Below are 24,334 nucleotides of genomic sequence, written 5' to 3'. Positions count from 1 at the left end.
ACGCGTGATACGCCTCCGCCAACGGCGCCCGCTCACCGAACACCCGAGCCACCGCACCAACCACATCCCACTGCTCATCAACCAGTTCCACGTGAAACATCCTCCCCAACCCACCACCACACAACAAGAGAAAGGGCCGCGACTCCCCGGGGGAGTCGCGGCCCTTCCACGATTTTCGGGCGAGCCCGCTACGTCAGTCCTTGATAACGACGACGCGGCGGTTGGGCTCGGCGCCCTCGCTCTCGCTCGACACGCCGGCAACCTTCGCCACCGCATCGTGGACGATCTTGCGCTCGAACGGCGTCATCGGCGCCAGCGACTCACGCTCACCCGACTCCAGCACGCGCTCGGCGGCCTCCTTGCCCAGAGCGGAGAGCTCCGCACGACGACCGGCACGCCAGCCGGCGACGTCGAGCATCAGCCGGCTCCGGACGCCCGTGGACTGCTGTACCGCGAGGCGCGTCAGCTCCTGCAACGCGTCGAGAACCTCGCCCTTGCGGCCGACGAGCTTGGCCAGATCGTCACCGCCGTCGATGCTCACGACCGCCCGGTCGCCCTCGACGTCCAGGTCGATGTCGCCGTCGTAGTCGAGCACGTCGAGCAGCTGCTCGAGGTAGTCACCGGCGATCTCGCCTTCCTCGATGAGGTCGTCCTCGCCGTCGGTGGCCACATCAGGAGTCTCGACTACCACGTCCGTGTTCTCCCTGTCCTCACCCTCCCGGGCAATGTCCTGCTCACTGGTCATCGTCGATCTCTTTCTCGAGGTCAGCGCCGCTTGCGCTTGTTGCTCTTGGGACGGTTCGCGGCGGGCCGGGGTTTCGGCTTGGGCCGGTTACCGGCCGCACCTCCGCCCGAGCCCGAACTGCTCTCCGTGTCGTCCGTCGAGCCGGCATCCTCGGACTCCGCGTCTACGACGGGGGAGGACTGCTGCGCGGACGCCTTCTTCTTGTCGACCTTGGGGCGCGCTCCCGGCTTGGGGGCGTTGTCGGCCCGACGCTCGATCACGGCCTGCTTCTTCGCTGCTTCCTCCGCGTCGATGCGGCGGAAGACGATGTGCTGCTGCGCGTACGTCCAGATGTTGTTCGAGACCCAGTACAGGAGGATCGCGATCATCAGGAACGGGCCACCGACGAGCACGCCGAGCGGGAACACCCACAGCGCGAGCTTGTTCATGATCGCCGACTGCGGGTTGGCGGCGGCGGCCGCGCTCTGGCGGGCGACCGAGGCACGCGAGTTGAAGTGGGTCGCGACGGACGCGATGACCATGAGCGGGATCGCCACGGCCGCGATGTTCAGGACCGTCGGGACCGTGCCGTACAGACCGAACGCCTCGAGCTGTGCCTGCGGGGTGGTGATCGCAGCCGAGATCGGGGCACCGAACAGACGGGCACTCAGGAAGGACTGGACGTCGTCCGGGCTGAACGCGTAGTTGCCGATGGCGGCGTTCTGCTCCGGCGTCATGCCCAGCTGTCCCATACCGGTGCCGGTCCGGTTGAACGAACGCAGCACGTGGAACAGGCCGATGAACACGGGCGCCTGGAGCAGCACGGGCAGACAGCCCATCACGGGGTTGAAGCCGTGCTCCTTCTGGAGCTTCTGCATCTCCAGCGCCATGCGCTGGCGGTCCTTGGAGTACTTCTTCTGCAGCGCCTTGATCTGCGGCTGCAACTCCTGCATCTGCCGGGTGGTGCGCACCTGCTTCACGAACGGCTTGTACAGAATGGCACGCAGCGTGAAGACGAGGAACATGACGGCCAGCGCCCAGGCGAAGCCGTTGTCCGGGCCGAGTACGGCGCCGAACACCTTGTGCCAGACCCAAAGGATCCAAGACACCGGATAGTAGATGAAGTCGAGCACGACTCTAAGCACTCCTCTGTTCGTCCACGTTCACCACGCCGTGGAGTTGGGCAAGTTCCGGGCGAGCGGGACGCGTCATTCCTGGCTCACATGGTGGAGGTGCCGTCCGCGTCGTTCCGGGACGGGATCCCACCCACCAGGGTGCCAGGGCGCGCACTTCGCGAGCCGCACGACAGTCAGTGCCGAGCCTTTGATCGCACCGTGGGTCCGCATCGCGTCGACCGCGTACTCGCTGCAGGTCGGCGTGAACCGACAGGTCGGCAGGCGGAGTGGGGACACGTACGTCCGGTACAGCTCGATGAGGAAGATCAGGACTCGCGCGGGGAAACTTCGCAGCGTAGTCCACACAGTGCCGAGAAACGACGACGAGCGCGGACCGGGCTCGGTCCGCGCCTCATCGTGTTCGCTGCTCATGCCGGCTTGCCTTCGTCAGCCAGCAGATCCATCCGTCGCAGGACCGATCGCAGCTGTTTGTCGAGTTCCCGGGAAGTTGCGGTCGCCGATCCCGGCAACGCGCGAATCACCACGTCGGTGTCGACGGGGAGAGTGTCGACCAAGCCGGCGCAGATATGACGAAACCGGCGGGCGACTCGATGACGAATCACCGCCGGTCCGACAGCCTTGCTCACGACGAGCCCGAAACGGGGCCCATCGATGCTCACCAGGGTGTCGGTCGCACCACGCTCGCGAGCGTGGACGACCAGATCCCGTCTACCCATACGACGTCCGCCTCGCACCGTCGCGGAGAAATCCGCGCGGCGACGCAGGCGGTACGGCTCAGGTAACACCCCGAGCTCCTGACGTCAGGATCGAATCAGGCGGTGAGCTCGGCGCGGCCCTTACGGCGACGCGCCGAAACGATTGCACGACCCGCACGGGTCCGCATACGAAGACGGAAGCCGTGAACGCGCGCGCGGCGGCGATTGTTCGGCTGGAACGTCCGCTTGCCCTTGGCCACGGTCAACACTCCTCGAAGATCGGTGACGCCGGACGGCGTCGGTCTAACATTTCACTGGAAATCGGGGGGCCACTCGCGGCATCCGGGGCACCGACCTGCGGTCAGCGCGCATCCTTCACCATCGGGTGACTGTTCGAGGGTACTGACCACCGGAGTCGAGGTCAAACCGGGGTCGGCGCCGGCTTGCGCGATTGGAGGTCGGTGTGAGATTCGGGCGCCCGAATTTTTCGAATCGCAGTGAACCGACCTATCGGTTGTTACCGTCCGTGAATGGCCTTGTCGACCTGCGCGCACGTCTCGAGAAGTGGACCGCGCCGGCTGCGTGATCGCACCGCACTCGAGAAGCAGGACTGTAAGACAACTAACACCCCCGCCCGCGGCCCGGGTCCGGACCCGCGCAGGTAGGCGCGTCACCCCTCCGGAAACCATTCCACCTGGTGAGAGCCTCGAGGGCTCGGCGTGAGTGAACATCCCGAGCCGCCGAGCCCACACTCGAGCGTTGTCCACATCTGTGGATAATTGTGTGGAAACAGTGATCAGGTGGCATATTCGTTGCCCAGCAGTTCAGGGGTTCAGCCTCACCCGGGGGAGCTCAACAGACAACCACGGCAACCTGCCGAGCAGACCCGCAGACGGGGAGGACACAGAGTGAACGACGATCCGAACGCCTTGGCGAATGTCTGGCGCGACGTCGTCGCCGAACTGACCTCCGACGCATCCGACAGCCCCAAGCTGACGAAAGCGCAGAAGGCCTGGCTCGCCCTCGTTCGACCGCTGACCTATGCGCAGGGCTTCGCGCTGCTGTCGGTCCCGTCGCCTCTCGCTCAGGAAGCGATCGAACGCGACCTGCGGGAGCCGATACTGCGGGCCCTCAACCGTCATCTCGGCCAGAAGGTCGAGGGGCTCGGGGTTCGGATCGCCGCACCGTCCGAGGATCGTGGCGAGGACTCCGGCGACGCCGCGCCTGCGGACGAGACCGACCGCGGAGCCGCACTCGACTTCGCGGACTCGAGTTACCCCGACGGGGCGTCCGCACGCCGCAGGCACCTCACGATGAGCGAGTCCGTGGCCGTCGACCTGGCCGAACACGAGGAAGTCGACGACGATCGGGAGGCGCTCGCGAGCGTCCACGAGTCGTGGCCGTCGTACTTCACGAAGCCGCCGACCGGTCCCTCGACGAGCGCGACCGGCGGCAACAGCCTGAACGCGAAGTACACGTTCGACACGTTCGTCATCGGCGCGTCCAACCGGTTCGCCCACGCAGCCGCGGTCGCGATCGCGGAGGCCCCTGCCCGCGCCTACAACCCGCTGTTCATCTGGGGTGCCTCCGGCCTCGGCAAGACACATCTCCTGCACGCCGCCGGCCACTACGCCCAGCGCCTGTTCCCGGGACTGCGGGTGAAGTACGTCTCCACCGAGGAGTTCACGAACGACTTCATCAACAGTCTTCGTGACGACCGCAAGGTCGCCTTCAAGCGGCGGTACCGCGAGACCGACATCCTGCTGGTCGACGACATCCAGTTCATCGAGGGCAAGGAAGGTATCCAGGAAGAGTTCTTCCACACCTTCAACACCCTGCACAACGCGAACAAGCAGATCGTGGTGTCGTCGGACCGTCCGCCCAAGCAGTTGGCGACGCTCGAGGAGCGGCTGCGGACGCGGTTCGAGTGGGGGCTGATCACCGACGTCCAGCCGCCCGAACTGGAGACGCGGATCGCCATCCTGTCGAAGAAGGCGCGGATGGATCGGTTGGACGTCCCGCACGACGTCCTCGAGTTGATCGCCAGCCGCATCGAACGCAACATCCGCGAACTTGAGGGTGCGCTGATCCGGGTGACGGCGTTCGCGTCGCTGAACCGCCAGGCGCTCGACCTCAAGCTCGCCGAGGTGGTGCTGCGGGACCTGATGCCCGATTCGGCAGCGCTCGAGATCAACGCGGCGACCATCATGGCCGTCACCGCGGAGTACTTCAACACCTCGATCGACGACCTGTGCGGCCCCGGCAAGGCCCGGCCGCTGGCGCAGGCCCGTCAGATCGCGATGTACCTGTGCCGCGAGCTGACGGACCTGTCGCTGCCCAAGATCGGGCAGACGTTCGGCCGCGACCACACCACGGTCATGTACGCGGACAAGAAGATCCGCAAGGAGATGACCGAGCGCCGCAAGGTGTACGACCAGGTCCAGGAGCTCACCGCCCGGATCAAGCAGCGCTCCAAGAGTTGACGGCCGGTCGCCCCGCACACCCCGCGTCCGCACGGTTCACGCCGTGCGGACGTCGTGTTTCCAGGGGTGACTCGAGACACGAAACCCAAAGGATTAACACCTGTGGATAGGTATGTGTATAAGGTGTAATCGCTGTGGAGAACCGTGGGACAGTTCCGGACATCCTCGAGGTGTCCACAACGTCCCTCGATTCATCCTCGAGTACGTCCTCGAGAAGTCCCCACGCCTCGAGGAAGCCGGACCTGGGGCTTCGAGCGTTCATCCACAGATTCCACAGTGCCTATTACTGTGATTGAAGTCTTCTCGAGAGAAGTTCTTCTAAAACAGGACCTGTGAACATCTCGGCCCAGGCCTCCTGTTCACACCCCGCCTCGAGGTGTCTCGAGACGCGTTCGTCCGCTTTCCAACATGGCGTCCGAACGCTTACGGTGTCCCCTGTCCGCTGTGTCAGACTGCTAGCGCAGCCGTGTGCACTGCGGCCGCCGACCGTCCGCGCCTACCGAGAGGAACACCCGAGCGATGGAGCTTGGAAGTATGAAGTTTCGCGTTGCTCGGGAGGACTTCGCCGACTCCGTCGCCTGGGTCGCGCGCAGCCTGCCGTCCCGGCCGCCCGTCCCCGTCCTCGGCGGTGTGCTGCTGGGTGCGGACGAGCAGGGACTGACGGTCTCCGGCTTCGACTACGAGGTCTCTGCCCAGGTTCGGGTCTCCGCGGAGGTCACGACCACCGGCCAGGTCCTGGTGTCCGGCAAGCTGCTCGCCGACATCACCCGCGCGCTGCCCAACAAGCCGGTCGACGTCACCGTGGACGGCACCCGGGTGCTCATCGCCTGCGGTAGCGCCAAGTTCTCCCTGCCCACGATGCCGGTCGAGGACTACCCGCAGTTGCCGACGCTGCCGCAGCAGACCGGTTCACTGCCGGTGGACCTGTTCTCCGAGGCCGTCAGCCAGGTCGCCGTCGCTGCCGGCAAGGACGACACCCTGCCGATGCTCACCGGCATCCGCGTCGAGATCGAGGGCACCGACGTCGTCCTCGCGGCCACCGACCGATTCCGCCTCGCGGTCCGCAAGCTCGAGTGGATGCCCACCGCCGGCGACGTCACGGCCGCGGTGCTGGTGCCGGCCCGCACGCTGTCGGAGTCCGCGAAGACCCTCGGCGGCAACACCCTGTCCCCGGTCGAGCTGGCGCTCGGCGCCGGTGCGTCGGTCGGCACCGAGGGCATGCTCGGCATCGTCGCCGACGGCCGTCGCACCACCACCCGCCTGCTCGACGCCGAGTTCCCCAAGTTCCGTCAGCTGCTGCCGGCCGAGCACACCGCGATGGCCACGGTGACGGTCGCCCCGCTGGTCGACGCGATCAAGCGTGTGGCTCTCGTCGCCGAGCGCGGTGCCCAGGTGCGGCTCGAGTTCAACAGCGAGGGTCTGGTCCTGTCCGCGGGCGGCGACGACGCCGGTCGGGCCGAGGAGGCGCTCGAGGCCGATTTCCAGGGCGAGCCGCTGGTCATCGCGTTCAACCCCGGCTACCTCATCGACGGTCTCAACTCGCTGCACTCCGAGCGCGTCACCTTCGGCTTCACCACCCCGAGCCGTCCCGCGGTGCTGCGTCCGGCCGGCGAGGAAGAGCTCGAGCGCGGCGAGTCCGGGACCTTCGCGGCCCCCGAGAGCGACTACATCTACCTGCTGATGCCGGTGCGGCTCCCCGGCTGATCCACGCCCGCGGCCGGCGCCTTCGGGAAACGGAGCCCAGCTCGAATCACCAACTAGCGGAGGGACATCCCAGGATGCAGCTCGGACTGGTCGGACTCGGCAAGATGGGTTTCAACATGCGCACCCGGCTGCGCGAACGCGGCCACGAGGTGGTGGGCTTCGATCCGCGGCCCGAGGTCACCGACGTGCCCTCCCTCGCGAACCTGGCGACTGCGCTCACGGCGCCCCGGGTGGTGTGGGTCATGGTGCCGGCGGGTGAGATCACCCGCAGCACGATCAGCGAGCTGGCGTCCGTGCTCGAGCCCGGTGACCTGGTGATCGACGGTGGCAATTCCCGCTACACGGACGACCGCGGCCACGCCGACCTCCTCGGCGGCCGGGGCATCGGCTACCTCGATTGCGGTGTCTCCGGAGGCATCTGGGGTCTCACGGAGGGTTACGGACTGATGGTGGGCGGCGCGGAGGCCGACGTCGCGCGGGCGATGCCGATCTTCGACGCCCTGCGTCCCGAGGGCGAGCGTGCCGGCGGATTCGTGCACGCCGGACCGGTCGGCGCCGGACATTACGCCAAGATGGTGCACAACGGTGTCGAATACGGGCTGATGCAGGCGTACGCCGAGGGCTACGAACTGCTCGAGGCCGAGCACCTCGTCACCGACGTGCAGGGCGTCCTGCAGGCGTGGACGCACGGCACCGTGGTGCGCTCGTGGCTGCTCGAGCTGTTGGCGAAGGCGCTCGCCGAGGATCCGGAATTCGCCGAGATCTCCGGTTACACCGAGGATTCCGGCGAGGGCCGGTGGACGGTGCAGGAAGCACTGGACCACGCGGTGCCCGCCCCGGTGATCTCCGCTGCCCTGTTCGCGCGGTTCGCCTCGCGTCAGGCCGATTCACCCGCGATGAAGGCCGTTTCGGCACTGCGCAACCAGTTCGGCGGGCACGCCGTCCGGCCGGCCGGGCAATCCGGCGTCGTCCCGCCGTCCGGACAGTCGGGAACCTAGTGTTCGTCCGCAAGTTCTCCCTCCGCGACTTCCGCTCGTGGGACGCCGTCACCGTCGATCTCGAGCCCGGGTGCACCGTCTTCGTTGGACGCAACGGCCACGGCAAGACCAATCTGCTCGAAGCCCTCGGCTATCTGTCGACGTTGTCGTCGCACCGGGTCTCCAGCGATGCGCCGCTGATCCGGGCGGGCGCCCCGCAGGCCTACGCGGGCGCGCTGATCGCCAACCACGGGCGCGAACTGGGCATCGACATCGAGATCAACGACGGAAGGGCCAACCGCGCCAGGATCAACCAGTCCCCGGCGCGGCGGCCGCGGGAGATCGTCGGGATCCTGCAGACCGTGTTGTTCGCACCCGAGGACCTGTCGCTGGTGCGGGGGGACCCCGGAGACCGGCGGCGCTTCCTCGACGAACTGCTCACCGCACGGCGTCCGCGGATGGCCGGGGTCCGAGCCGACTACGACAAGGTGCTGCGGCAGCGCTCGGCGCTGCTCAAGACGGCAGGCGGAGCGCTCCGGCGCGGCGCCCGATCGTCGGATGGCGCGAGTGCTCTTGCCACCCTGGACATCTGGGACGGTCACCTGGCGGCACACGGGGCGCAACTGCTCGCGTCGCGGCTGCGGTTGGTGCACGACCTGGCGCCGCACCTGGTGGCCTCCTACCGGTCGCTGGCGCCGGAGTCACGTCCGGCGTCGGTGCGTTACAAGAGCAGCCTCGGAACCTCGCTACCGCCCGAATTGCTCGACCCGACAAGGGAACCCGATCCCGACGACGTCGAGTTGCTGGAAGTGAGCTTCCTGAACGAGCTGTCGGAGATGCGGCAGCGCGAGATCGAACGCGGAGTGTGCCTGGTGGGCCCGCACCGCGACGACCTGGAACTGATCCTCGGCGATCAGCCCGCGAAAGGCTTTGCCAGTCACGGTGAATCGTGGTCGTTTGCGCTGTCGATGCGGTTGGGGGCGTTCTTCCTGCTGCGGGACGACGGCAGCGACCCGGTCCTGATGCTCGACGACGTGTTCGCCGAACTGGACCGCAAGCGCCGGGCCGCTCTCGCGGGCGTGGCGGCCCAGGCCGAACAGGTCCTCATCACCGCGGCGGTCGCCGAGGACGTGCCGGCCGAGCTGTCGGCGACGCGCTTCGGCGTCGAGGCGCACGACACCGAGCGGGGGCGGCTCTCGCAGCTCACCGCTCTCGGCCGGATCAGCACGACGGGAGGAGACCGATGACCGGCGAACAGTCCGAGTCGCAGCCGGAGCCCGAACTCAAGGGCGTCGACCTCGCCCGGCGGGCGCTCGAGGAGGCCCGCGCGGCGGCGAAGGCGAACGGCAAGGCGGTGGGACAGGGGCGGAAGTCTCCGCGCGGCGGGGTCCGCGCGCTGCGGTCGCGTCGGCGTTCCTGGTCCGGTGCCGGACCGGACGACCGGGACCCGCAGCCGTTCGGTGCCCTGGTGAGCGCGGTGTCGAAGCAGCGCGGCTGGTCGACGCAGGTGTCGGAGGGCACGGTGCTGGGCCGCTGGGCCGATGTCGTCGGCCCGGACATCGCGTCGCACGCCGAGCCGACGGGGCTGCGGGACGGTGTGCTCAGCGTGTCGGCGGAGTCCACCGCGTGGGCGACGCAGCTGCGGATGATGCAGGCGCAGATCCTCGCGAAGATCGCGGCGGCGGTGGGGCACGGCGTCGTGAAGTCGCTGCGCATCACCGGCCCCACCGCGCCGAGCTGGCGCAAGGGCGAACGGCACATCTCGGGCCGGGGCCCGCGGGACACGTACGGCTGACCCCTGGATTTACCTATTACCGGGTGTTACATTTACGGCTACTTCGTCGAGTGAACTGGGTCACGACGCCGCCGGCTCGAGGCGGGTCCGGCCTACACGAGTAGCTGGAGCAGTCATGTCGGTCACCTCCACAGCGCGCCCCACCGGGATCGAACCGGATCACATCCTGTTGCAGGCCCGGGACGTCGAATTCGACTGGTCGGACCTGCCGATGCACTGGATGCCGGGCGATCCGTTCACCACGCACGTCCTCAACGTCCTGCACCTGTTGCTGCCCGCCGGGGAGGAGTGGTTCGTCGCCACCTACAAGGAGGCGCTGCCGCTGATCGAGGACGAGAAGCTGCGCGAGGACGTCGTCGGGTTCATCGGCCAGGAGGCGATGCACGCGGGCGCCCACACCGGCGTCCTCGAGCACTTGAAGTCCAACGGACTCGACCCCACGCCGTACACCGACCAGATGCACTGGGCGTTCCGAAAGTTGCTGGGTCCCAAGCCTCTCTCCGGTCGACGCGCGCAGAATCACCTGATCGAGCGGCTCGCGATCATCGCCGCCGTCGAGCACATCACCGCCTTCCTCGGCGACTGGGTCCTCAACGCCGACGGCCTCGACCGCGCCGGCATCCATCCGACCATGCTGGACCTGCTGCGCTGGCACGGCGCCGAGGAGGTGGAGCACCGCAGTGTCGCGTACGACGTCATGCGGTACTTCGACAAGCGCGAGTCGCGGCGGATCCGCACCCAGCTGATCGTGACGCCGATGATCGTGTGGCTGTGGGTGCGCGGCACCCGCTTCCTGATGCGCAACGATCCCGAACTGCGGAACTGGGCGCCCAGCCGGCGGCGTCCGCGCTACTCCGACTTCCGTGCCGCCGGCCAACGCGGAACCCTGCCCACTGCAATGGAATTGGGCAAGCGCATGTCGACGTACTTCCGGCGCGACTACCACCCCGGCAAGGAGGGGTCGACGGCGCAGGCGGTGGCGTACCTGGCCTCGTCGCCCGCGGCCCGGGCGGCGGCCCGGTGAGGCTGCCCCGCGTCCGCGACCTGGTCACGCGCCGGGAGGAACTGACGCGGCCGGCGCCCCCGGCCGATTTGCAGGGGCGCGACCGGCCCGATCGCGCGATGACGATCGTCGAGGCCGTCGCCGACAAGTACCTGCGGGTGCTCACGGCGTACGACTACGACCCGGTCGTCGCCGGTCACAACCCGGACACCGCGATGACCCTGATCGTCACCGAACGCACGATCGTCGCGGAGGACGAGAACGTCGCGGCGTTGACGTTCGCCGCGGTCGACGGCGGGGAACTGCCCGCGTGGCAGCCCGGGTGTCACCTCGACTTCCATCTGCCGTCCGGGCGCCGTCGCCAGTACTCGCTGTGCGGTGACCCCGCCGATCGGCGCCACTACCGGATCGCAGTGCGCTCCATACCGGACGGCGGCGGTGGCTCGATCGAGATGCACGGGCTGGCACCGGGCACCACCGTCACCGTCCGCGGTCCCCGCAACGGTTTCCCCTTCGTGCCCGCGGGCAGCGCGCTGTTCGTCGCCGGCGGCATCGGCATCACCCCGATCGTCGCGATGGTGCGCGCGGCCCGTGCCGCCGGAATGGATTGGCATTTCGTCTATTCCGGACGATCCCGGGAATCGATGCCGTTCCTGGACGAGATCGCGACGTGGGAAGCCGAACGGGTGTTCGTCCGGCCCGACGACGAGTTCGGCCTGCCCGGTGCCGCCGACCTGCTCGGCCGCGCGCCGGCCGGCGGCGCGGTGTACTGCTGCGGTCCCACTCCGATGCTCGACGCCGTCCGTACCGGCTTCGCCGACACCGACGCCGTCGCACTGCACTTCGAGCGGTTCGGGCCGCCGCCGGTGCTCGGCGGGGCACCGTTCGAGGTCCAGTTGGTGAGCACGGGCGAGGTGCTCTCGGTGCCCGCCGACGAGTCCGCGCTCGAGGTGATCCGGGAGCGGCAACCCGGCGTCGGGTACTCGTGCCGGCAGGGCTTCTGCGGTACCTGCAAGGTGCGGGTGCTGTCCGGCACACCGGACCACCGCGAGAACCGGCTCACACCCCAGGAACGGGAGGACCACATGCTGATCTGCGTCTCCCGGGCCGACGGTGGACGACTGATCCTCGATCTCTGAAAACGGTTGACCGGAAGGAACTTCCATGAGTGCGCACCCAGAACCTCGGATCGTCGCGCGCGACGACGTCCGGCTCGCGGTGTACGAGCAGGGCAACCCGGCCGGCGAGACCCTGGTGCTGGTGCACGGCTGGCCCGACACCCACGACCTGTGGCGGCACGTGATCCCGCACCTGGCGGACCGGTTCCGGATCGTCAGCTACGACACCCGCGGGGCGGGCGCCAGCACCTCCCCGGCCCCGGTGTCGGCCTACGCGCTGCCCGAACTGGCGCGCGACCTGTTCGCGGTGATCGACGCGGTCAGCCCCGACGTCCCGGTGCACGTGCTCGCGCACGACTGGGGCGCGGTGGAGACGTGGGAGGCGGTGTGTGAGCCCGGCGCGGGGGAGCGGATCGCGTCGTACACGTCGATCTCGGGACCGAACCTCGACCACCTCGGGGCGTGGATGCGGCGCCGGCTCGCGCAGCGACGTCCCGCCGGCCCGCTCGCCCAGGCGGTGGCGTCGGGCTACACGGTGCTGTTCCAGATCCCCGTCGTCGGCACGCTGCCGTTCCGTCTGGGGCTGTGGCGGATCTGGCCGACCTTCCTGAAGTTCTTCGACCGCCTGGACCCGGCGCTCGTGCAACCCGCGCCGACGTTGCGTGCGGACATGATCACCGGCCTCAAGCGCTACCGGGCCAACATCCGGCCGCGGCTGCGCAGCCCGCGCGAGCGCCGCACCGACGTCCCCGTCCAGCTGATCCTCAACCGGCGTGATCTCGCGGTCCGCCCGGTCGGGTACGAGGACACCGAACGGTGGGTTTCCGACCTGCGCCGCAGCGAGCTGCCCGCGGGGCACTGGTCACCGATCTCCCACGGCCGCGACGTCGCGCGGCTGACGGCGGCGTTCGTGGACGATCTCCGCGCCGGGACTGCACCGGAGGGTGAGGCGGCCGGTTCCGCGTAGGGTTTCACCCTTCCGGGGCCGAGAAAATTCGTCTGTGAGGCAATCAGGGCTGTGTTAGGTGCCTTGTATGTCGGTGCGGACACGTAAGATGGTCGGGTAACTAGCGGCGAATCTCGACACACCGCTCGCGGTGCCTCGTTGTGCGTGGTTGCCAGAACCAGGGCCACCCTCTTTCGAAGCGCTGTGTAGAGCCGTGTCGGCACAGTACGGAGAAGGAGAGCTACCCACCCGTGGCTGCCCAGAAGTCAGACAAGAGCAACACATACGGCGCTTCCTCCATCACCGTCCTCGAGGGACTGGAAGCTGTCCGCAAGCGTCCCGGTATGTACATCGGTTCCACCGGTGAACGCGGCCTGCACCACCTGATCTGGGAGGTCGTCGACAACTCGGTCGACGAGGCGATGGCCGGCTACGCGAGCAAGGTCGAGGTGACCATGCTCGAGGACGGTGGCATCCAGGTCGTCGACGACGGTCGTGGCATCCCGGTCGCGATGCACGCCTCGGGCGCCCCCACCGTCGAGGTCGTCATGACCCAGCTGCACGCGGGCGGCAAGTTCGACTCCGACGCCTACGCGGTGTCCGGCGGTCTGCACGGCGTCGGCATCTCCGTCGTCAACGCGCTGTCGACCAAGGTCGAGGTCGACATCAACGTCGACGGTTACCGCTGGTCGCAGACCTACGAGCACGCCAAGCCCGGTCCGCTCGTGCAGGGCGAGCCCACGACCGAGACCGGCACCACCGTCCGGTTCTGGGCGGATCCGGAGATCTTCGAGACCACCACCTACAACTTCGAGACGGTCGCGCGCCGCCTGCAGGAGATGGCGTTCCTCAACAAGGGCCTCACCATCACCCTCACGGACGAGCGAGTCGCCGAGGACGAGGTCACCGAAGACGTCGTCCCCGTCACGGCCGAGGCGCCCAAGACGGCCACCGAGACCGAGGAGGAGGCCGCGGCGCCGAAGGCCCCGAAGGTCAAGTCCCGCGTCTACCACTACCCGGGCGGCCTCGAGGACTACGTGCGGTTCATCAACCGCACCAAGCAGGCCATCCACAACTCGGTCGTCGGTTTCACCGCCAAGGGCACCGGCCACGAGCTCGAGATCGCGATGCAGTGGAACTCCGGCTACTCGGAGTCTGTGCACACCTTCGCCAACACCATCAACACCCACGAGGGCGGCACCCACGAGGAGGGCTTCCGCGCGGCGCTCACCTCGGTGGTGAAGAAGTACGCGAAGGACAAGAAGCTCGTCAAGGACAAGGATCCGGAACTCACCGGCGACGACATCCGCGAGGGCTTGGCCGCGATCATCTCCGTGAAGGTCGCCGAGCCGCAGTTCGAGGGCCAGACCAAGACCAAGCTCGGCAACACCGAGGTCAAGTCGTTCGTGCAGAAGGCCTGCAACGAGAACATCGCGCACTGGTTCGAGGCGAACCCCGCGGACGCCAAGACCATCGTCACCAAGGCGGTGTCGTCGGCGCAGGCCCGCACCGCGGCCCGCAAGGCCCGCGAACTGGTCCGCCGCAAGAGCGCCACCGACATCGGCGGCCTGCCCGGCAAGCTAGCCGACTGCCGCTCCAACGACCCGAGCAAGTGCGAGATCTACATCGTGGAGGGCGACTCCGCAGGTGGCTCGGCCAAGTCCGGCCGCGACTCGATGTACCAGGCGATCCTGCCGCTACGCGGCAAGATCATCAACGTCGAGAAGGCCCGCATCGACCGCGTCCTCAAGAACGCCGAGGTCCAGTCGATCATCACCGCGTTCGGCACCGGCATCCACGACGAGTTCGACATCAGCAAGCTGCGCTACCACAAGATCGTGCTGATGGCCGACGCCGACGTCGACGGCCAGCACATCGCGACGCTGCTGCTCACGCTGCTGTTCCGGTTCATGCGTCCGCTCGTCGAGCAGGGTCACGTGTACCTGGCGCAGCCGCCGCTCTACAAGCTCAAGTGGCAGAAGGGCGCGGCCCCCGACTTCGCGTACTCCGACCGTGAGCGTGACGGTCTGCTCGAGGCCGGCCTGGCCGCGGGCAAGAAGATCAACAAGGACGACGGCATCCAGCGTTACAAGGGTCTGGGCGAGATGAACGCAAAGGAGCTGTGGGAGACCACCATGGATCCGAGCGTGCGTGTCCTGCGTCAGGTCACCCTCGACGACGCGGCCGCGGCGGACGAGCTGTTCAGCGTGCTCATGGGCGAGGACGTCGAGGCGCGCCGCAGCTTCATCACCCGCAACGCCAAGGACGTCCGCTTCCTCGACGTGTAGGCACCTGCGGCGCCTGTGCGCCTTTCCGGTGGTGGGGACTACCGAAAAGGCGCACGGGCCGCGGAGCGGCCTAATACTTTTCACCAGAAAGTGAGCTCATGACCGACACGACGTTGCCCCCCGAGGAACCGTCGCACGACCGGATCGAACCTGTCGATATCCAGCAGGAGATGCAGTCCAGCTACATCGATTACGCGATGAGCGTGATCGTGGGCCGCGCGCTGCCCGACGTGCGCGACGGCCTCAAGCCTGTGCACCGCCGCGTGCTGTACGCGATGTACGACAACGGTTACCGTCCGGACCGCGGCTACGTGAAGTCCGCGCGCCCGGTCGCCGACACCATGGGTAATTACCACCCGCACGGCGACAGCTCCATCTACGACACCCTCGTGCGCATGGCGCAGCCGTGGTCGCTGCGCTACCCGCTCGTCGACGGCCAGGGCAACTTCGGTTCCCGCGGCAACGACGGCGCGGCCGCGATGCGTTACACCGAGTGCCGGATGACGCCGCTGGCCATGGAGATGGTCCGCGAGATCGACCACGACACAGTCGATTTCGTCCCGAACTACGACGGCAAGACGCAGGAGCCGACGGTCCTGCCGAGCCGGATCCCGAACCTGCTCGTCAACGGTTCCGGCGGCATCGCCGTCGGTATGGCCACCAACATCCCGCCGCACAACCTGCGCGAGGTCGCCGAGGCCATCTACTGGGCGCTCGACAACCACGAGGCCGACGAGGAAGCCACCCTCGAGGCCGTCATGGAACGGGTCAAGGGACCGGACTTCCCGACCTCCGGCCTCATCGTCGGCGGCCAGGGCATCCAGGACGCCTACCGCACCGGACGCGGGTCGATCCGTATGCGCGGTGTCGTCGAGATCGAGGAGTCCGATCGCGGCTCCACCCAGATCGTCATCACCGAGCTGCCGTACCAGGTCAACCCGGACAACCTGATCACCTCGATCGCCGAGCAGGTGCGCGACGGCAAGATCGCCGGCATCTCCAAGATCGAGGACCAGTCGTCCGACCGCGTGGGCATGCGCATCGTCGTCGTCATCAAGCGTGACGCCGTCGCGAAGGTCGTGCTCAACAACCTCTACAAGCACTCGCAGCTGCAGACCAGCTTCGGCGCGAACATGCTGTCGATCGTCGACGGCGTCCCGCGCACCCTGCGTCTGGACCAGATGATCCGCTACTACGTGGCGCATCAGCTCGAGGTCATCATCCGGCGCACCCGGTACCTGCTGCGTAAGGCCGAGGAGCGGGCCCACATCCTGCGCGGCCTGGTCAAAGCCCTCGACGCCCTCGACGAGGTCATCGCGCTCATCCGTTCGTCGCAGACCGTCGACGTCGCACGCACCGGCCTGATGGACCTGCTCACCGTCGACGAGATCCAGGCCGACGCGATCCTCGCGATGCAGCTGCGTCGCCTGGCCGCGCTCGAGCGCCAGAAGATCATCGACGAGTTGGCCGAGATCGAGCGCGAGATCGCCGATCTCAAGGACATCCTCGAGAAGCCCGAGCGGCAGCGTCAGATCATCAAGGACGAGCTGTCCGAGATCGTCGAGAAGTACGGCGACGACCGCCGCACCCGGATCATCGCCGCCGACGGCGACGTCACCGACGAGGACCTCATCGCCCGCGAGGACGTGGTCGTCACGATCACCGAGACCGGCTACGCCAAGCGGACCCGGACCGATCTGTACCGGTCGCAGAAGCGCGGCGGCAAGGGCGTCAAGGGCGCGGAGCTCAAGCAGGAAGACATCGTCAAGAACTTCTTCGTCTGCTCCACCCACGACTGGCTGCTGTTCTTCACCACCAAGGGCCGGGTGTACCGGGCCAAGGCGTACGAGCTGCCCGAGGCCAACCGCACCGCGCGCGGTCAGCACGTGGCGAACCTGCTGGCATTCCAGCCGGACGAGAAGATCCAGAGCATCATCCACATCAAGTCGTACGAGGACGCGCCCTACCTGGTGCTGGCCACCCGCAACGGCCTGGTGAAGAAGTCCCGGCTCGCCGACTTCGACTCCAACCGCAGCGGCGGCATCGTCGCGATCAACCTGCGCGACGAGGACGAGCTGGTGGGCGCCGTGCTGTGCTCGTCGGACGACGACCTGCTGCTCGTCTCAGCCAAGGGCCAGTCGATCCGCTTCGCCGCGACCGACGAGGCGTTGCGACCGATGGGCCGCGCTACGTCCGGCGTGCAGGGCATGCGGTTCAACCAGGACGACGAACTGCTGTCGCTCAACGTGGTTCGTGAGGGCACGTACCTGCTGGTGGCGACGTCGGGCGGTTACGCCAAGCGCACCCCCATCGAGGACTACGTCGCACAGGGTCGCGGTGGAAAGGGTGTTCTCACCATCCAGTACGACCCGAAACGTGGCACCCTGGTCGGTGCGGTCATCGTCGACGACGACGACGAGCTGTACGCGATCACGTCGGGCGGCGGTGTCATTCGGACCGCGGCCAAGCAGGTTCGCAAGGCCGGCCGCCAGACGAAGGGCGTGCGGTTGATGAACCTCGGCGAGGGCGACACCCTGCTGGCGATCGCACGCAACGCGGACGAACCCGAGGAGGGCGCTGCAGGTGCTGCGGGTTCCGATGGAGCGAAGGAGTCCTAGTTGAGCACTCCCCACGAGCCCGGCGACGGCAAGCAGCAGTCTTCGCCGCCCTCGGCCGCCGACAAGCGGCCGGGGGCGGCGGGGACGCCCGCGAAGCCGGGGAAGCCCGAGCGACCGGCGCAGAAGTCGTCTCCGGGCCCGCAGGGAAACGGCCAGGGCGCCCCCGAGGCGCCCGCGGCCGGTAAGCCCGGCAAGGGTTCGCCGGCCCCGCAGCCTGGTGCCGGGACGAAACCCGCCGCGGGTGCGAAGCCGAAGGATGCTGCCGCGTCCACCCCCGAACGGGGCGCGGACGGGGCGAAGCCGGATCCCAAGCCGGTACAGACGCCGCCGTGGCAGCGGGGACAGCAGCAGAAGGCGCCGGCGCAGGGTCCCAACGGATCCGCGCGGCCGGAAGCCCCCGGCAAGCCGCCGGCCAAGGCTCAACCGGCGCGGCCCGTCGTCACGGGCACGGCGGCCCCCAAACCGCCGCAGGGTGACGGTCGACCCGCGCGCCCTGTGGTCACGGGCACGGCCGCCCCCAAGCCGCCCGCCGCGGACCGTCGGGACGTCGCCAAGGCCAAGGCCGCGGCCATCGACGGCCCCACGCGCAGCATCGCGCGCACCGATCTGGCCAAGGACATGCCCGACCTGTCCGCGGTCCCGCGGCAGCGGCCCGCGTCCGGTTCTGCGCGCAAGGCGGCCCTGACTGCCGCCGTGACGGAGGACGGTGAGCCGCTGCGGGCCACGGTCCAGCTCCGCCGGATCGACCCGTGGTCGACGCTCAAGGTGTCGCTGGTGATCTCGGTGGCGCTGTTCTTCGTGTGGATGGTGGCGGTCGGTCTGCTGTACCTCGTGCTCGACGGCATGGGGGTGTGGGACCGGTTGAACAACGCGTTCACCGAGTTCACCACCGACTCGAGCGGCGGTGGCCTCGTGACCTCCGGGCAGGTGTTCGGCTACTCGGCGCTGGTCGGTGTGATGAATGTGGTGCTCTTCACAGCGCTCGCGACGATCGGTTCGTTCATCTACAACCTGTGCTCCGACCTGGTCGGCGGCGTCCAGGTCACCCTCGCCGACCCCGACTGACCAGGCGAAACAGTGCCCCGCCGGACCCGTTTTGGTGTACGGCGCCACGGTGGGGTACTGTTCTGCCTGGTTCAAGGGCCTATAGCTCAGGCGGTTAGAGCGCTTCGCTGATAACGAAGAGGTCGGAGGTTCAAGTCCTCCTAGGCCCACTCCCACGTGCCGACGAAGGGTCACCGACATGAAGGTCGTCCTGTTCGCAGGAGCCGGATTGCTGGTGGCTCTCGGCCTCGCCAAGCTGCTGAAGAAGCGGCGCGGCGCGGATGTCTGGCACGAGGTCACAAACCACTGATTCCGGTCACGGAAGCGGTGCAAACGGGGCCTTAGCTCAGTTGGTAGAGCGCTGCCTTTGCAAGGCAGATGTCAGGAGTTCGAATCTCCTAGGCTCCACATTCGAAAGACGCCATCCCGGTCGGGACGGCGTCTTTCTGCTTGTGTGGGTAGGTGTCGGGGCAGGAACGACGCCGCGCGCGAAACCACGCCCCGCGCGAGCGATTGCCCGCGCGGGACGCGAAGCTGCGCGCAGCCACGCCCAGGGGGCGCTCCGGGGCCGGCTCAGCCGGTGATCATGTCCTCCTGACCCCACACGGCGCGCATGCTCAGGATCTTGCCGTCGTCGTCGAACTCCATTATGTCGATCGGGGCGATCTCGATGGTCTGGTCGCCCATCTTGGTGACCAGACGGAAGTGGAAAGCGGCGGTGTTCGCGGCGATGCGCAGCGTCACCAGCTCGGCCTCCTGATCGAAGGGCTCGATGATCGCGTAGAACTCGTGGATCGACTCGCGCGTCGTCCGGACGGGGGTGCCCACGGGATCCTCGACGGTGGCGCCCTCCGCGTACAGGGCGAGGACGTCGTCGGCGGTACCGGTGGCGACGGCCTTGATGTAGCTCTCGACGGTGTTGCGGATGCTCTCGGGTGACGCGGCCATGCTGCTCCTCCAAAGTAGAACCTGTTTCAGGCGCGAGGGTATCCCAGCGACGGCGCCGGGCGGAAGGAATCCGGCACTCGTATCGAGGAGCGACGACGTGTGCGGCCACCGCGTCGAGCAACCTCACGGCGGGATGAGAGCGAGGGTGAACGTGCCGCGTGTCGATTCAGCGGCCCCGTTGGAAACCGGTGATGCTCAACGGCTTCTGAAAGCTGCCCGGAACGCGCTGGTCGTGGCCGTCAAATTGCACGCAGGTACATTCCGAGTAAAACGGTTACACGAACGTCCGTTTGGCGCTGAAATAGCTTCGTGGGTGTCGACGATCTGATGCGCGGAGCGCTGTGGAAGCCCTCCGGTGTCGTAGTGCTGCCGCGGGTGCGGGCGGGGGCAGCGGTGCCTGCACCGGTGACCGCGACGGTCGCGCGGCGGAACTTCGCCGTCCGATGCCGACGAGCCGCGGCCGGTGTTCGGCTAGGGATGCCGTTGCAACCGCCGTACGCTGGTGTCGATCTCGGGGACGTTCGGGGGCGTCGAGATCGAGCCGGGAGCGTGGCGCGGAATCCCGGCCGTTCCGGCGAGAAACAGGTTTCCGAACAGGGGGAATGGCAGTGAGTCGAACTGGTAGACAAGCAATTTCGGACGGCAGAACCAAGCAGGCCGAGAGGTCCGGTAAACGCACGGAGATTCTCGGGGCGGCGTCGGAACTGTTCGCGGCCAAGGGGTACACCGGCACTTCGATGCGCGACATCGCAAGTGCCACGGGCATGCTGGCCGGCAGCCTCTACTACCACTTCGAGTCGAAGGAAGCGCTCGCGGCGACGATGGTGGCCGACCTCCGCGACGACATCCTGGCGGCGACCCAGCAGGAGGCGGATCCGTCGGACACACCGATCGAGGCTCTCCGCCGGTTCGCGAACGCGGTCGCCGACGCGTCGGCCCGTCATCCCGGTGCGCTGCAGGTGTGCCTCGGTATCCCGGAGACCCAGGATCCGGAGTTGGCGGCGCTGCTGGAGGCCGAACCACGGTGGTCGGACCGCAAGTGGCAGGCACTGGTGAAGTCCGCGGAGGACGCGGGCTTCCTGCGCCCCGAGGTGGACACGCGCATCCTTCGGGAGGTACTCCGTGTCGCGACCACGCACAGCGCCACCCTCGCGCCGACGGGTTTCTCGGCGCGCAAGGTGGTGAACTGCACGGTCGACCTCATGTTCGCCGGGCTGTCGAGCAAGCCCGCCGACGGCGATCTCTCCGACTCGGCACCCGCGAAGGTGGCCCGCAAGGTGATCGCGTCGTGGGATCGCGCCGACCAGGTGAGCCTGTCGGACCGGCAGGACCGCATCCTCGACGCTGCGCGGGTGGTGTTCGCGGAGAAGGGTTTCGACGCGACGACGACCCGCGACATCGCGAACGCGGTCGGTCTCACCCAGGGCAGCCTCTACCACCATTTCGAGTCCCGCGAGGCCATCCTCGTCGCCGTCCTGCAGATCTTCTCGGCTCGGATGCGCGACGCGCACGAGGCGATCGGTGAGGCGGGTGGGACACCCCTCGAGACCGTGGACGCGCTGATCCGGATGCGGAGCGCGGCGGGCAAGCGGTTCGCCGACGAGGTCACCATCCTCAAGTCGTGGGCGATGCTCACCAGCAAGGAGAACTACGACTTCCTGAAGATCGACGGCCGGAAGGTGCTGCGCGTGTGGGACCGCGCGTTCGCCGCCGGCGTGCGCGACGGCAGCATCACCATGCCGGGCTCGAGTCGGCTCGTGTTCCAGTGCCTGGGGGAGATCCTGTGGTCGACGCACACCCTGCCGCGGGTGTCGGTCGAACGGTTGACGCGGTACAACCTCGAGACCGTCCTGTGGGGCGCCTCGCCGAAGTAACGGGCAGATCGGGTCACGAACTGGGGAGGTCGGTGTGATCGGAAGGTGGTGTGCCGCAGCGGCGGCAGTGATCGGTGTGGTGGTGGCCGCGAGTCCCGCCGCGTCCGCCGATCCGGAGTTCTACCAACCGCCGCCGGCCCTCCCGGGCCAGGCCGGTGAACTGATCCGGACGGAGCCGCTGCCGTTGGTGTGGCAGCTGGGCAACGTGCCGGCCGCGGCGACACGAATCATGTACCGCAGCAACGATACCCACGATTCGGCGAACGCGGTCACCGGCGTCTTCTTCGATCCGGCCCTGCCGTGGACGGGCCCGGGACCGCGGCCGCTGGTGAGTATGGCGGCGGGCACCCAGGGGCAGGGCGACAAGTGTGCACCCTCTCGCACGATCGGGACGGTGCTGCAGTTCACGCCGCCGTCGGACGTGATCGTCTCCTACGAGGCGGTGTTCGTCGGTGCCCTGCTCTCCCGCGGCATCGCGGTGGTCCTCACCGACCTCGACGGCCTCGGCACCCCGGGCACACACACGTACGTCAACCGGGCGGCGTCGGCGCACGCCGTGCTCGACGCCGCCCGCGCCGCGAAACGCCTGCCCGGCACCGGGATCATCCCGGACGGACCGGTCGCGTTCTGGGGCTACTCGCAAGGTGGCGGGGCATCCGCGGCGGCGGTGGAACTCGCACCCGAGTACGCGCCCGAGCTCGACGTGCGCGGTGCCTTCGCCGGCGCCCCGCCCGCCGATCTCGCGGCGACACTCGACCGGATCGACGGAGCCTCGCTGTCGGGGGCCGTCGGGTACACCCTCAACGGTATGGCGCAGAGCTATCCCGAGGTGCGGCCGATGATCGACGCCGAGCTGAACGATCGTGGTCGGCAGTTGCTCGCCGACGTGCAGGACCAGTGCGTGGGGGAGACCCGCCTGCAGTACGGCTTCCAACGCAGCGAGTCCTTCACACGGACCGGGGAGCCGTTGTCGACGGTGCTCGCCCGGTACCCGATCGCGGCGGAGTTGTTCGCCGAGCAGCGGATCGGGAACCGCACCCCGACGGCGCCCGTGCTGATCCAGGCGAGCGTCAACGACGACACGGTTCCGTACGACCAGGTCCGTCAGCTCGCGAAGGACTGGTGCGGCAAGGGCGCGGTGGTGCAGTTGAGCGACAACACCGTGCCGCCCATCAGTCCCGGCACCGGACTCAACCACGCGCTGCCGTACCCGCTCGGCATCGGGGAATCGCTCACCTGGGTGTCGGATCGGTTCGCCGGGGTGCCCGCGCCGAACTCCTGCGGGACGCTGTGAGAGTTACGGGCGCGGATCCGACAGCGACGGCGGCTTCGGGGCCACCGGCGGCATCTCCGGACGGCGGGTGAGCGCGAACACCGCGGCACCCACGGCGGTGACGGCCGCCCCGACACCGATCAGCACACGTCGGCGTCCACCTGCGGACGTCGGGACGGAAGCACTCTTGGTCGCACGCGTCATGGGTCCACTCTTGCACAGCGTGCACACGCCGCCCCGAACGCAATGGCACGATAGGGGGGTGACTTCACAGACTGCTACCGCAACGCTGCACACCAACCGCGGCGACATCAAGATCGCCCTGTTCGGTAACCATGCGCCGAAGACCGTCGAGAACTTCGTCGGCCTGGCGGACGGTTCCAAGGAGTACTCCACCCAGAACGCGAAGGGCGGCGCCTCCGGCCCGTTCTACGACGGCGCGGTCTTCCACCGCGTCATCGACGGCTTCATGATCCAGGGCGGCGACCCGACCGGCACCGGTCGCGGCGGCCCGGGCTACAAGTTCGGTGACGAGTTCCACCCCGAGCTGCAGTTCGACCGCGGCTACCTGCTGGCCATGGCGAACGCCGGCCCGGGCACCAACGGCTCGCAGTTCTTCATCACCGTCGGCCCCACCCCGCATCTGAACCGTCGCCACACGATCTTCGGCGAGGTGCTCGACGAGGAGTCGAAGAAGGTCGTCGACGCCATCGCCACCACCGCGACGGATCGCGCCGACCGCCCGGTCGACGACGTCGTGATCAACAGCATCACCATCGCGTAAGGACTCTCGAATGACGAACCCCGGCTGGGGTGGTGCGGCGAGCGAGGGCACCCCGCCACCTCAGCCGAGGTGCGTGCGTCACCCCGATCGCCCCACTGCCCTCTCCTGCACCCGCTGCGGCCGCCCGGCCTGCCCCGACTGCCTGCGCTCCGCGTCCGTCGGGCACCAGTGCGTCGACTGCATCGCCGCCGACCAGCGGAACACGCCCCAGGCGCGCACCGTCGCCGGCGCCCCGGTGCGGTCCCAACTCCCGACGCCGCTGCTGACGTATGTCCTGATTGCGGTCAACGTCGCGATCTTCGCGGTGACTGCGGTTCAGTCCCGCAGCGTGATGGACAACCATGTTGCCTCGCCGCTGTTCCTGGACTGGGTCCTGTGGGGACCTGCCGTAGCCGCTGGTGAGTTCAGCCGGATCGTGACCAGCGGGTTCCTGCACATCGGCCTGATGCATCTGGCCGTCAATATGTTCGCGCTGTACGTGATCGGCAGGGACACCGAGATGGTGCTCGGCCGTGCCCGCTACTTCGCCGTGTACGTGATCGCACTGCTCGGCGGATCGGCCTCGGTGCTGATGCTCGACCCGCTCGTGCCCACGGCGGGCGCTTCAGGTGCGATCTTCGGCCTGCTCGGAGCGCAGGCTGTGATCCTGCTTCGACTCAAGCGCAGTCCGACGCCGGTGCTGGCGGTGATCGCGATCAACGTGATCATCAGCATCACGATCCCCGGCATCTCGCTGTGGGGCCACATGGGTGGTCTCGTCGCCGGAGCTGCCGCGACCGCCGCACTGCTGTATGCGCCTGCGGCCGTGAGTGCGAAGGACCGCCGAAGCGCAGGAACTGCCGGCTGGGTCGCTCTCGGTGGAATCGGGCTGCTGACGTTGATCGTCACGGCCGCGGCGGTCGCCGCGATCTGACGCCGGACGCG

At 68.1% G+C, this 24,334-nt stretch carries 22 protein-coding genes and 2 tRNA genes; 17 read left to right on the top strand and 7 right to left on the bottom strand.

The features are described 5' to 3' along the window. Nucleotides 1-193: 193 nt before the first annotated feature. The 5 genes from PSS76_RS01045 to rpmH all read right to left on the bottom strand — a co-directional run bounded on the left by PSS76_RS01045 (nucleotide 194) and on the right by rpmH (nucleotide 2,815). On the bottom strand, nucleotides 194-745 hold the full coding sequence (locus PSS76_RS01045) for a Jag family protein (protein WP_005516625.1): 552 nt from the start codon (nucleotides 743-745) through the stop codon (nucleotides 194-196). Between the two features lie 20 nt (nucleotides 746-765). Further along, on the bottom strand, nucleotides 766-1,857 hold the full coding sequence (yidC, locus tag PSS76_RS01040; RefSeq protein ID WP_005516624.1) for a membrane protein insertase YidC: 1,092 nt from the start codon (nucleotides 1,855-1,857) through the stop codon (nucleotides 766-768). 75 nt (nucleotides 1,858-1,932) lie between these two features. After that, on the bottom strand, nucleotides 1,933-2,271 hold the full coding sequence (yidD, locus tag PSS76_RS01035) for a membrane protein insertion efficiency factor YidD (RefSeq protein ID WP_005516623.1): 339 nt from the start codon (nucleotides 2,269-2,271) through the stop codon (nucleotides 1,933-1,935). Continuing rightward, on the bottom strand, nucleotides 2,268-2,645 hold the full coding sequence (gene rnpA / locus PSS76_RS01030; RefSeq protein WP_080559294.1) for a ribonuclease P protein component: 378 nt from the start codon (nucleotides 2,643-2,645) through the stop codon (nucleotides 2,268-2,270). The genes yidD and rnpA overlap by 4 nt, the downstream gene beginning before the upstream one ends. 26 nt (nucleotides 2,646-2,671) lie before the next feature. After that, complete coding sequence (gene rpmH, locus PSS76_RS01025; RefSeq protein ID WP_005516618.1) at nucleotides 2,672-2,815, bottom strand: 50S ribosomal protein L34; 144 nt, start codon at nucleotides 2,813-2,815, stop codon at nucleotides 2,672-2,674. 648 nt (nucleotides 2,816-3,463) lie between these two features. Here rpmH and dnaA point away from each other — a divergent pair. The 13 genes from dnaA (at nucleotide 3,464) to PSS76_RS00960 (ending at nucleotide 18,939) form a co-directional block, all read left to right on the top strand. After that, the gene (gene dnaA, locus PSS76_RS01020) at nucleotides 3,464-5,038 is read left to right on the top strand and encodes a chromosomal replication initiator protein DnaA (RefSeq protein ID WP_013414367.1); all 1,575 of its coding nucleotides are present in this window, start codon (nucleotides 3,464-3,466) and stop codon (nucleotides 5,036-5,038) included. A gap of 519 nt (nucleotides 5,039-5,557) precedes the next feature. Next, a complete protein-coding gene (gene dnaN / locus PSS76_RS01015) occupies nucleotides 5,558-6,742 on the top strand; it encodes a DNA polymerase III subunit beta (protein ID WP_005516611.1) in 1,185 nt (394 codons plus the stop codon). A 74-nt stretch (nucleotides 6,743-6,816) separates the two neighbouring features. Beyond that, entirely contained in the window at nucleotides 6,817-7,740 is a 924-nt protein-coding gene (gene gnd / locus PSS76_RS01010; RefSeq protein ID WP_064059515.1) for a phosphogluconate dehydrogenase (NAD(+)-dependent, decarboxylating), read from the top strand. Then, a complete protein-coding gene (recF, locus tag PSS76_RS01005; RefSeq protein ID WP_013414369.1) occupies nucleotides 7,740-8,966 on the top strand; it encodes a DNA replication/repair protein RecF in 1,227 nt (408 codons plus the stop codon). Before gnd ends, recF begins: the two co-directional genes overlap by 1 nt. Beyond that, on the top strand, nucleotides 8,963-9,514 hold the full coding sequence (locus PSS76_RS01000) for a DUF721 family protein (RefSeq protein WP_064059516.1): 552 nt from the start codon (nucleotides 8,963-8,965) through the stop codon (nucleotides 9,512-9,514). Before recF ends, PSS76_RS01000 begins: the two co-directional genes overlap by 4 nt. A gap of 115 nt (nucleotides 9,515-9,629) precedes the next feature. Continuing rightward, nucleotides 9,630-10,538, top strand: a complete 909-nt coding sequence (locus tag PSS76_RS00995; RefSeq protein ID WP_064079357.1) for a metal-dependent hydrolase — start codon at nucleotides 9,630-9,632, stop codon at nucleotides 10,536-10,538. Next, nucleotides 10,535-11,656 carry a PDR/VanB family oxidoreductase gene (locus tag PSS76_RS00990; RefSeq protein WP_145239759.1) on the top strand — a complete coding sequence of 374 codons (1,122 nt, stop codon included), beginning with the start codon at nucleotides 10,535-10,537 and terminating at the stop codon, nucleotides 11,654-11,656. The genes PSS76_RS00995 and PSS76_RS00990 overlap by 4 nt, the downstream gene beginning before the upstream one ends. A gap of 25 nt (nucleotides 11,657-11,681) precedes the next feature. Continuing rightward, nucleotides 11,682-12,602, top strand: a complete 921-nt coding sequence (locus PSS76_RS00985) for an alpha/beta fold hydrolase (protein ID WP_013414373.1) — start codon at nucleotides 11,682-11,684, stop codon at nucleotides 12,600-12,602. A gap of 230 nt (nucleotides 12,603-12,832) precedes the next feature. Then, nucleotides 12,833-14,869: a DNA topoisomerase (ATP-hydrolyzing) subunit B gene (gene gyrB / locus PSS76_RS00980; RefSeq protein ID WP_064059519.1), complete on the top strand. Its 2,037-nt coding sequence runs from the start codon at nucleotides 12,833-12,835 to the stop codon at nucleotides 14,867-14,869. Between the two features lie 98 nt (nucleotides 14,870-14,967). Further along, complete coding sequence (gyrA, locus tag PSS76_RS00975) at nucleotides 14,968-17,487, top strand: DNA gyrase subunit A (protein ID WP_337455747.1); 2,520 nt, start codon at nucleotides 14,968-14,970, stop codon at nucleotides 17,485-17,487. Beyond that, complete coding sequence (locus PSS76_RS00970; RefSeq protein ID WP_064076448.1) at nucleotides 17,488-18,552, top strand: DUF3566 domain-containing protein; 1,065 nt, start codon at nucleotides 17,488-17,490, stop codon at nucleotides 18,550-18,552. It abuts the gene before it with no gap. A gap of 75 nt (nucleotides 18,553-18,627) precedes the next feature. Beyond that, a tRNA-Ile gene (locus tag PSS76_RS00965) sits at nucleotides 18,628-18,701 on the top strand. Between the two features lie 165 nt (nucleotides 18,702-18,866). Continuing rightward, nucleotides 18,867-18,939: transfer RNA gene (locus tag PSS76_RS00960), tRNA-Ala, on the top strand. Between the two features lie 165 nt (nucleotides 18,940-19,104). Here PSS76_RS00960 and PSS76_RS00955 read toward each other — a convergent pair. Next, nucleotides 19,105-19,479 carry a nuclear transport factor 2 family protein gene (locus tag PSS76_RS00955; protein WP_005516589.1) on the bottom strand — a complete coding sequence of 125 codons (375 nt, stop codon included), beginning with the start codon at nucleotides 19,477-19,479 and terminating at the stop codon, nucleotides 19,105-19,107. A gap of 602 nt (nucleotides 19,480-20,081) precedes the next feature. Here PSS76_RS00955 and PSS76_RS00950 point away from each other — a divergent pair. Both PSS76_RS00950 and PSS76_RS00945 read left to right on the top strand, forming a co-directional pair. Continuing rightward, nucleotides 20,082-21,353, top strand: a complete 1,272-nt coding sequence (locus tag PSS76_RS00950; protein WP_037084786.1) for a TetR/AcrR family transcriptional regulator — start codon at nucleotides 20,082-20,084, stop codon at nucleotides 21,351-21,353. Nucleotides 21,354-21,387: 34 nt separating this feature from the next. Next, nucleotides 21,388-22,647 carry a lipase family protein gene (locus PSS76_RS00945; RefSeq protein ID WP_337455746.1) on the top strand — a complete coding sequence of 420 codons (1,260 nt, stop codon included), beginning with the start codon at nucleotides 21,388-21,390 and terminating at the stop codon, nucleotides 22,645-22,647. A 3-nt stretch (nucleotides 22,648-22,650) separates the two neighbouring features. Here PSS76_RS00945 and PSS76_RS00940 read toward each other — a convergent pair whose 3' ends face one another. Then, the gene (locus PSS76_RS00940) at nucleotides 22,651-22,830 is read right to left on the bottom strand and encodes a hypothetical protein (protein ID WP_037084784.1); all 180 of its coding nucleotides are present in this window, start codon (nucleotides 22,828-22,830) and stop codon (nucleotides 22,651-22,653) included. Nucleotides 22,831-22,888: 58 nt separating this feature from the next. Here PSS76_RS00940 and PSS76_RS00935 point away from each other — a divergent pair, with 58 nt between their 5' ends. Both PSS76_RS00935 and PSS76_RS00930 read left to right on the top strand, forming a co-directional pair. Further along, a complete protein-coding gene (locus PSS76_RS00935) occupies nucleotides 22,889-23,410 on the top strand; it encodes a peptidylprolyl isomerase (protein WP_013414380.1) in 522 nt (173 codons plus the stop codon). A 10-nt stretch (nucleotides 23,411-23,420) separates the two neighbouring features. Continuing rightward, nucleotides 23,421-24,323, top strand: coding sequence for a rhomboid family intramembrane serine protease (locus PSS76_RS00930; protein WP_084870777.1), 903 nt, complete (start codon nucleotides 23,421-23,423; stop codon nucleotides 24,321-24,323). Nucleotides 24,324-24,334: the final 11 nt, after the last annotated feature.

This window comes from Prescottella sp. D32 (assembly GCF_037287305.1).
In the GTDB taxonomy this organism is placed as follows: domain Bacteria; phylum Actinomycetota; class Actinomycetes; order Mycobacteriales; family Mycobacteriaceae; genus Prescottella; species Prescottella equi.
The sequence above is the reverse complement of the archived record's forward strand: the minus strand, read 5'-3'. Positions and strand labels throughout refer to the sequence as shown.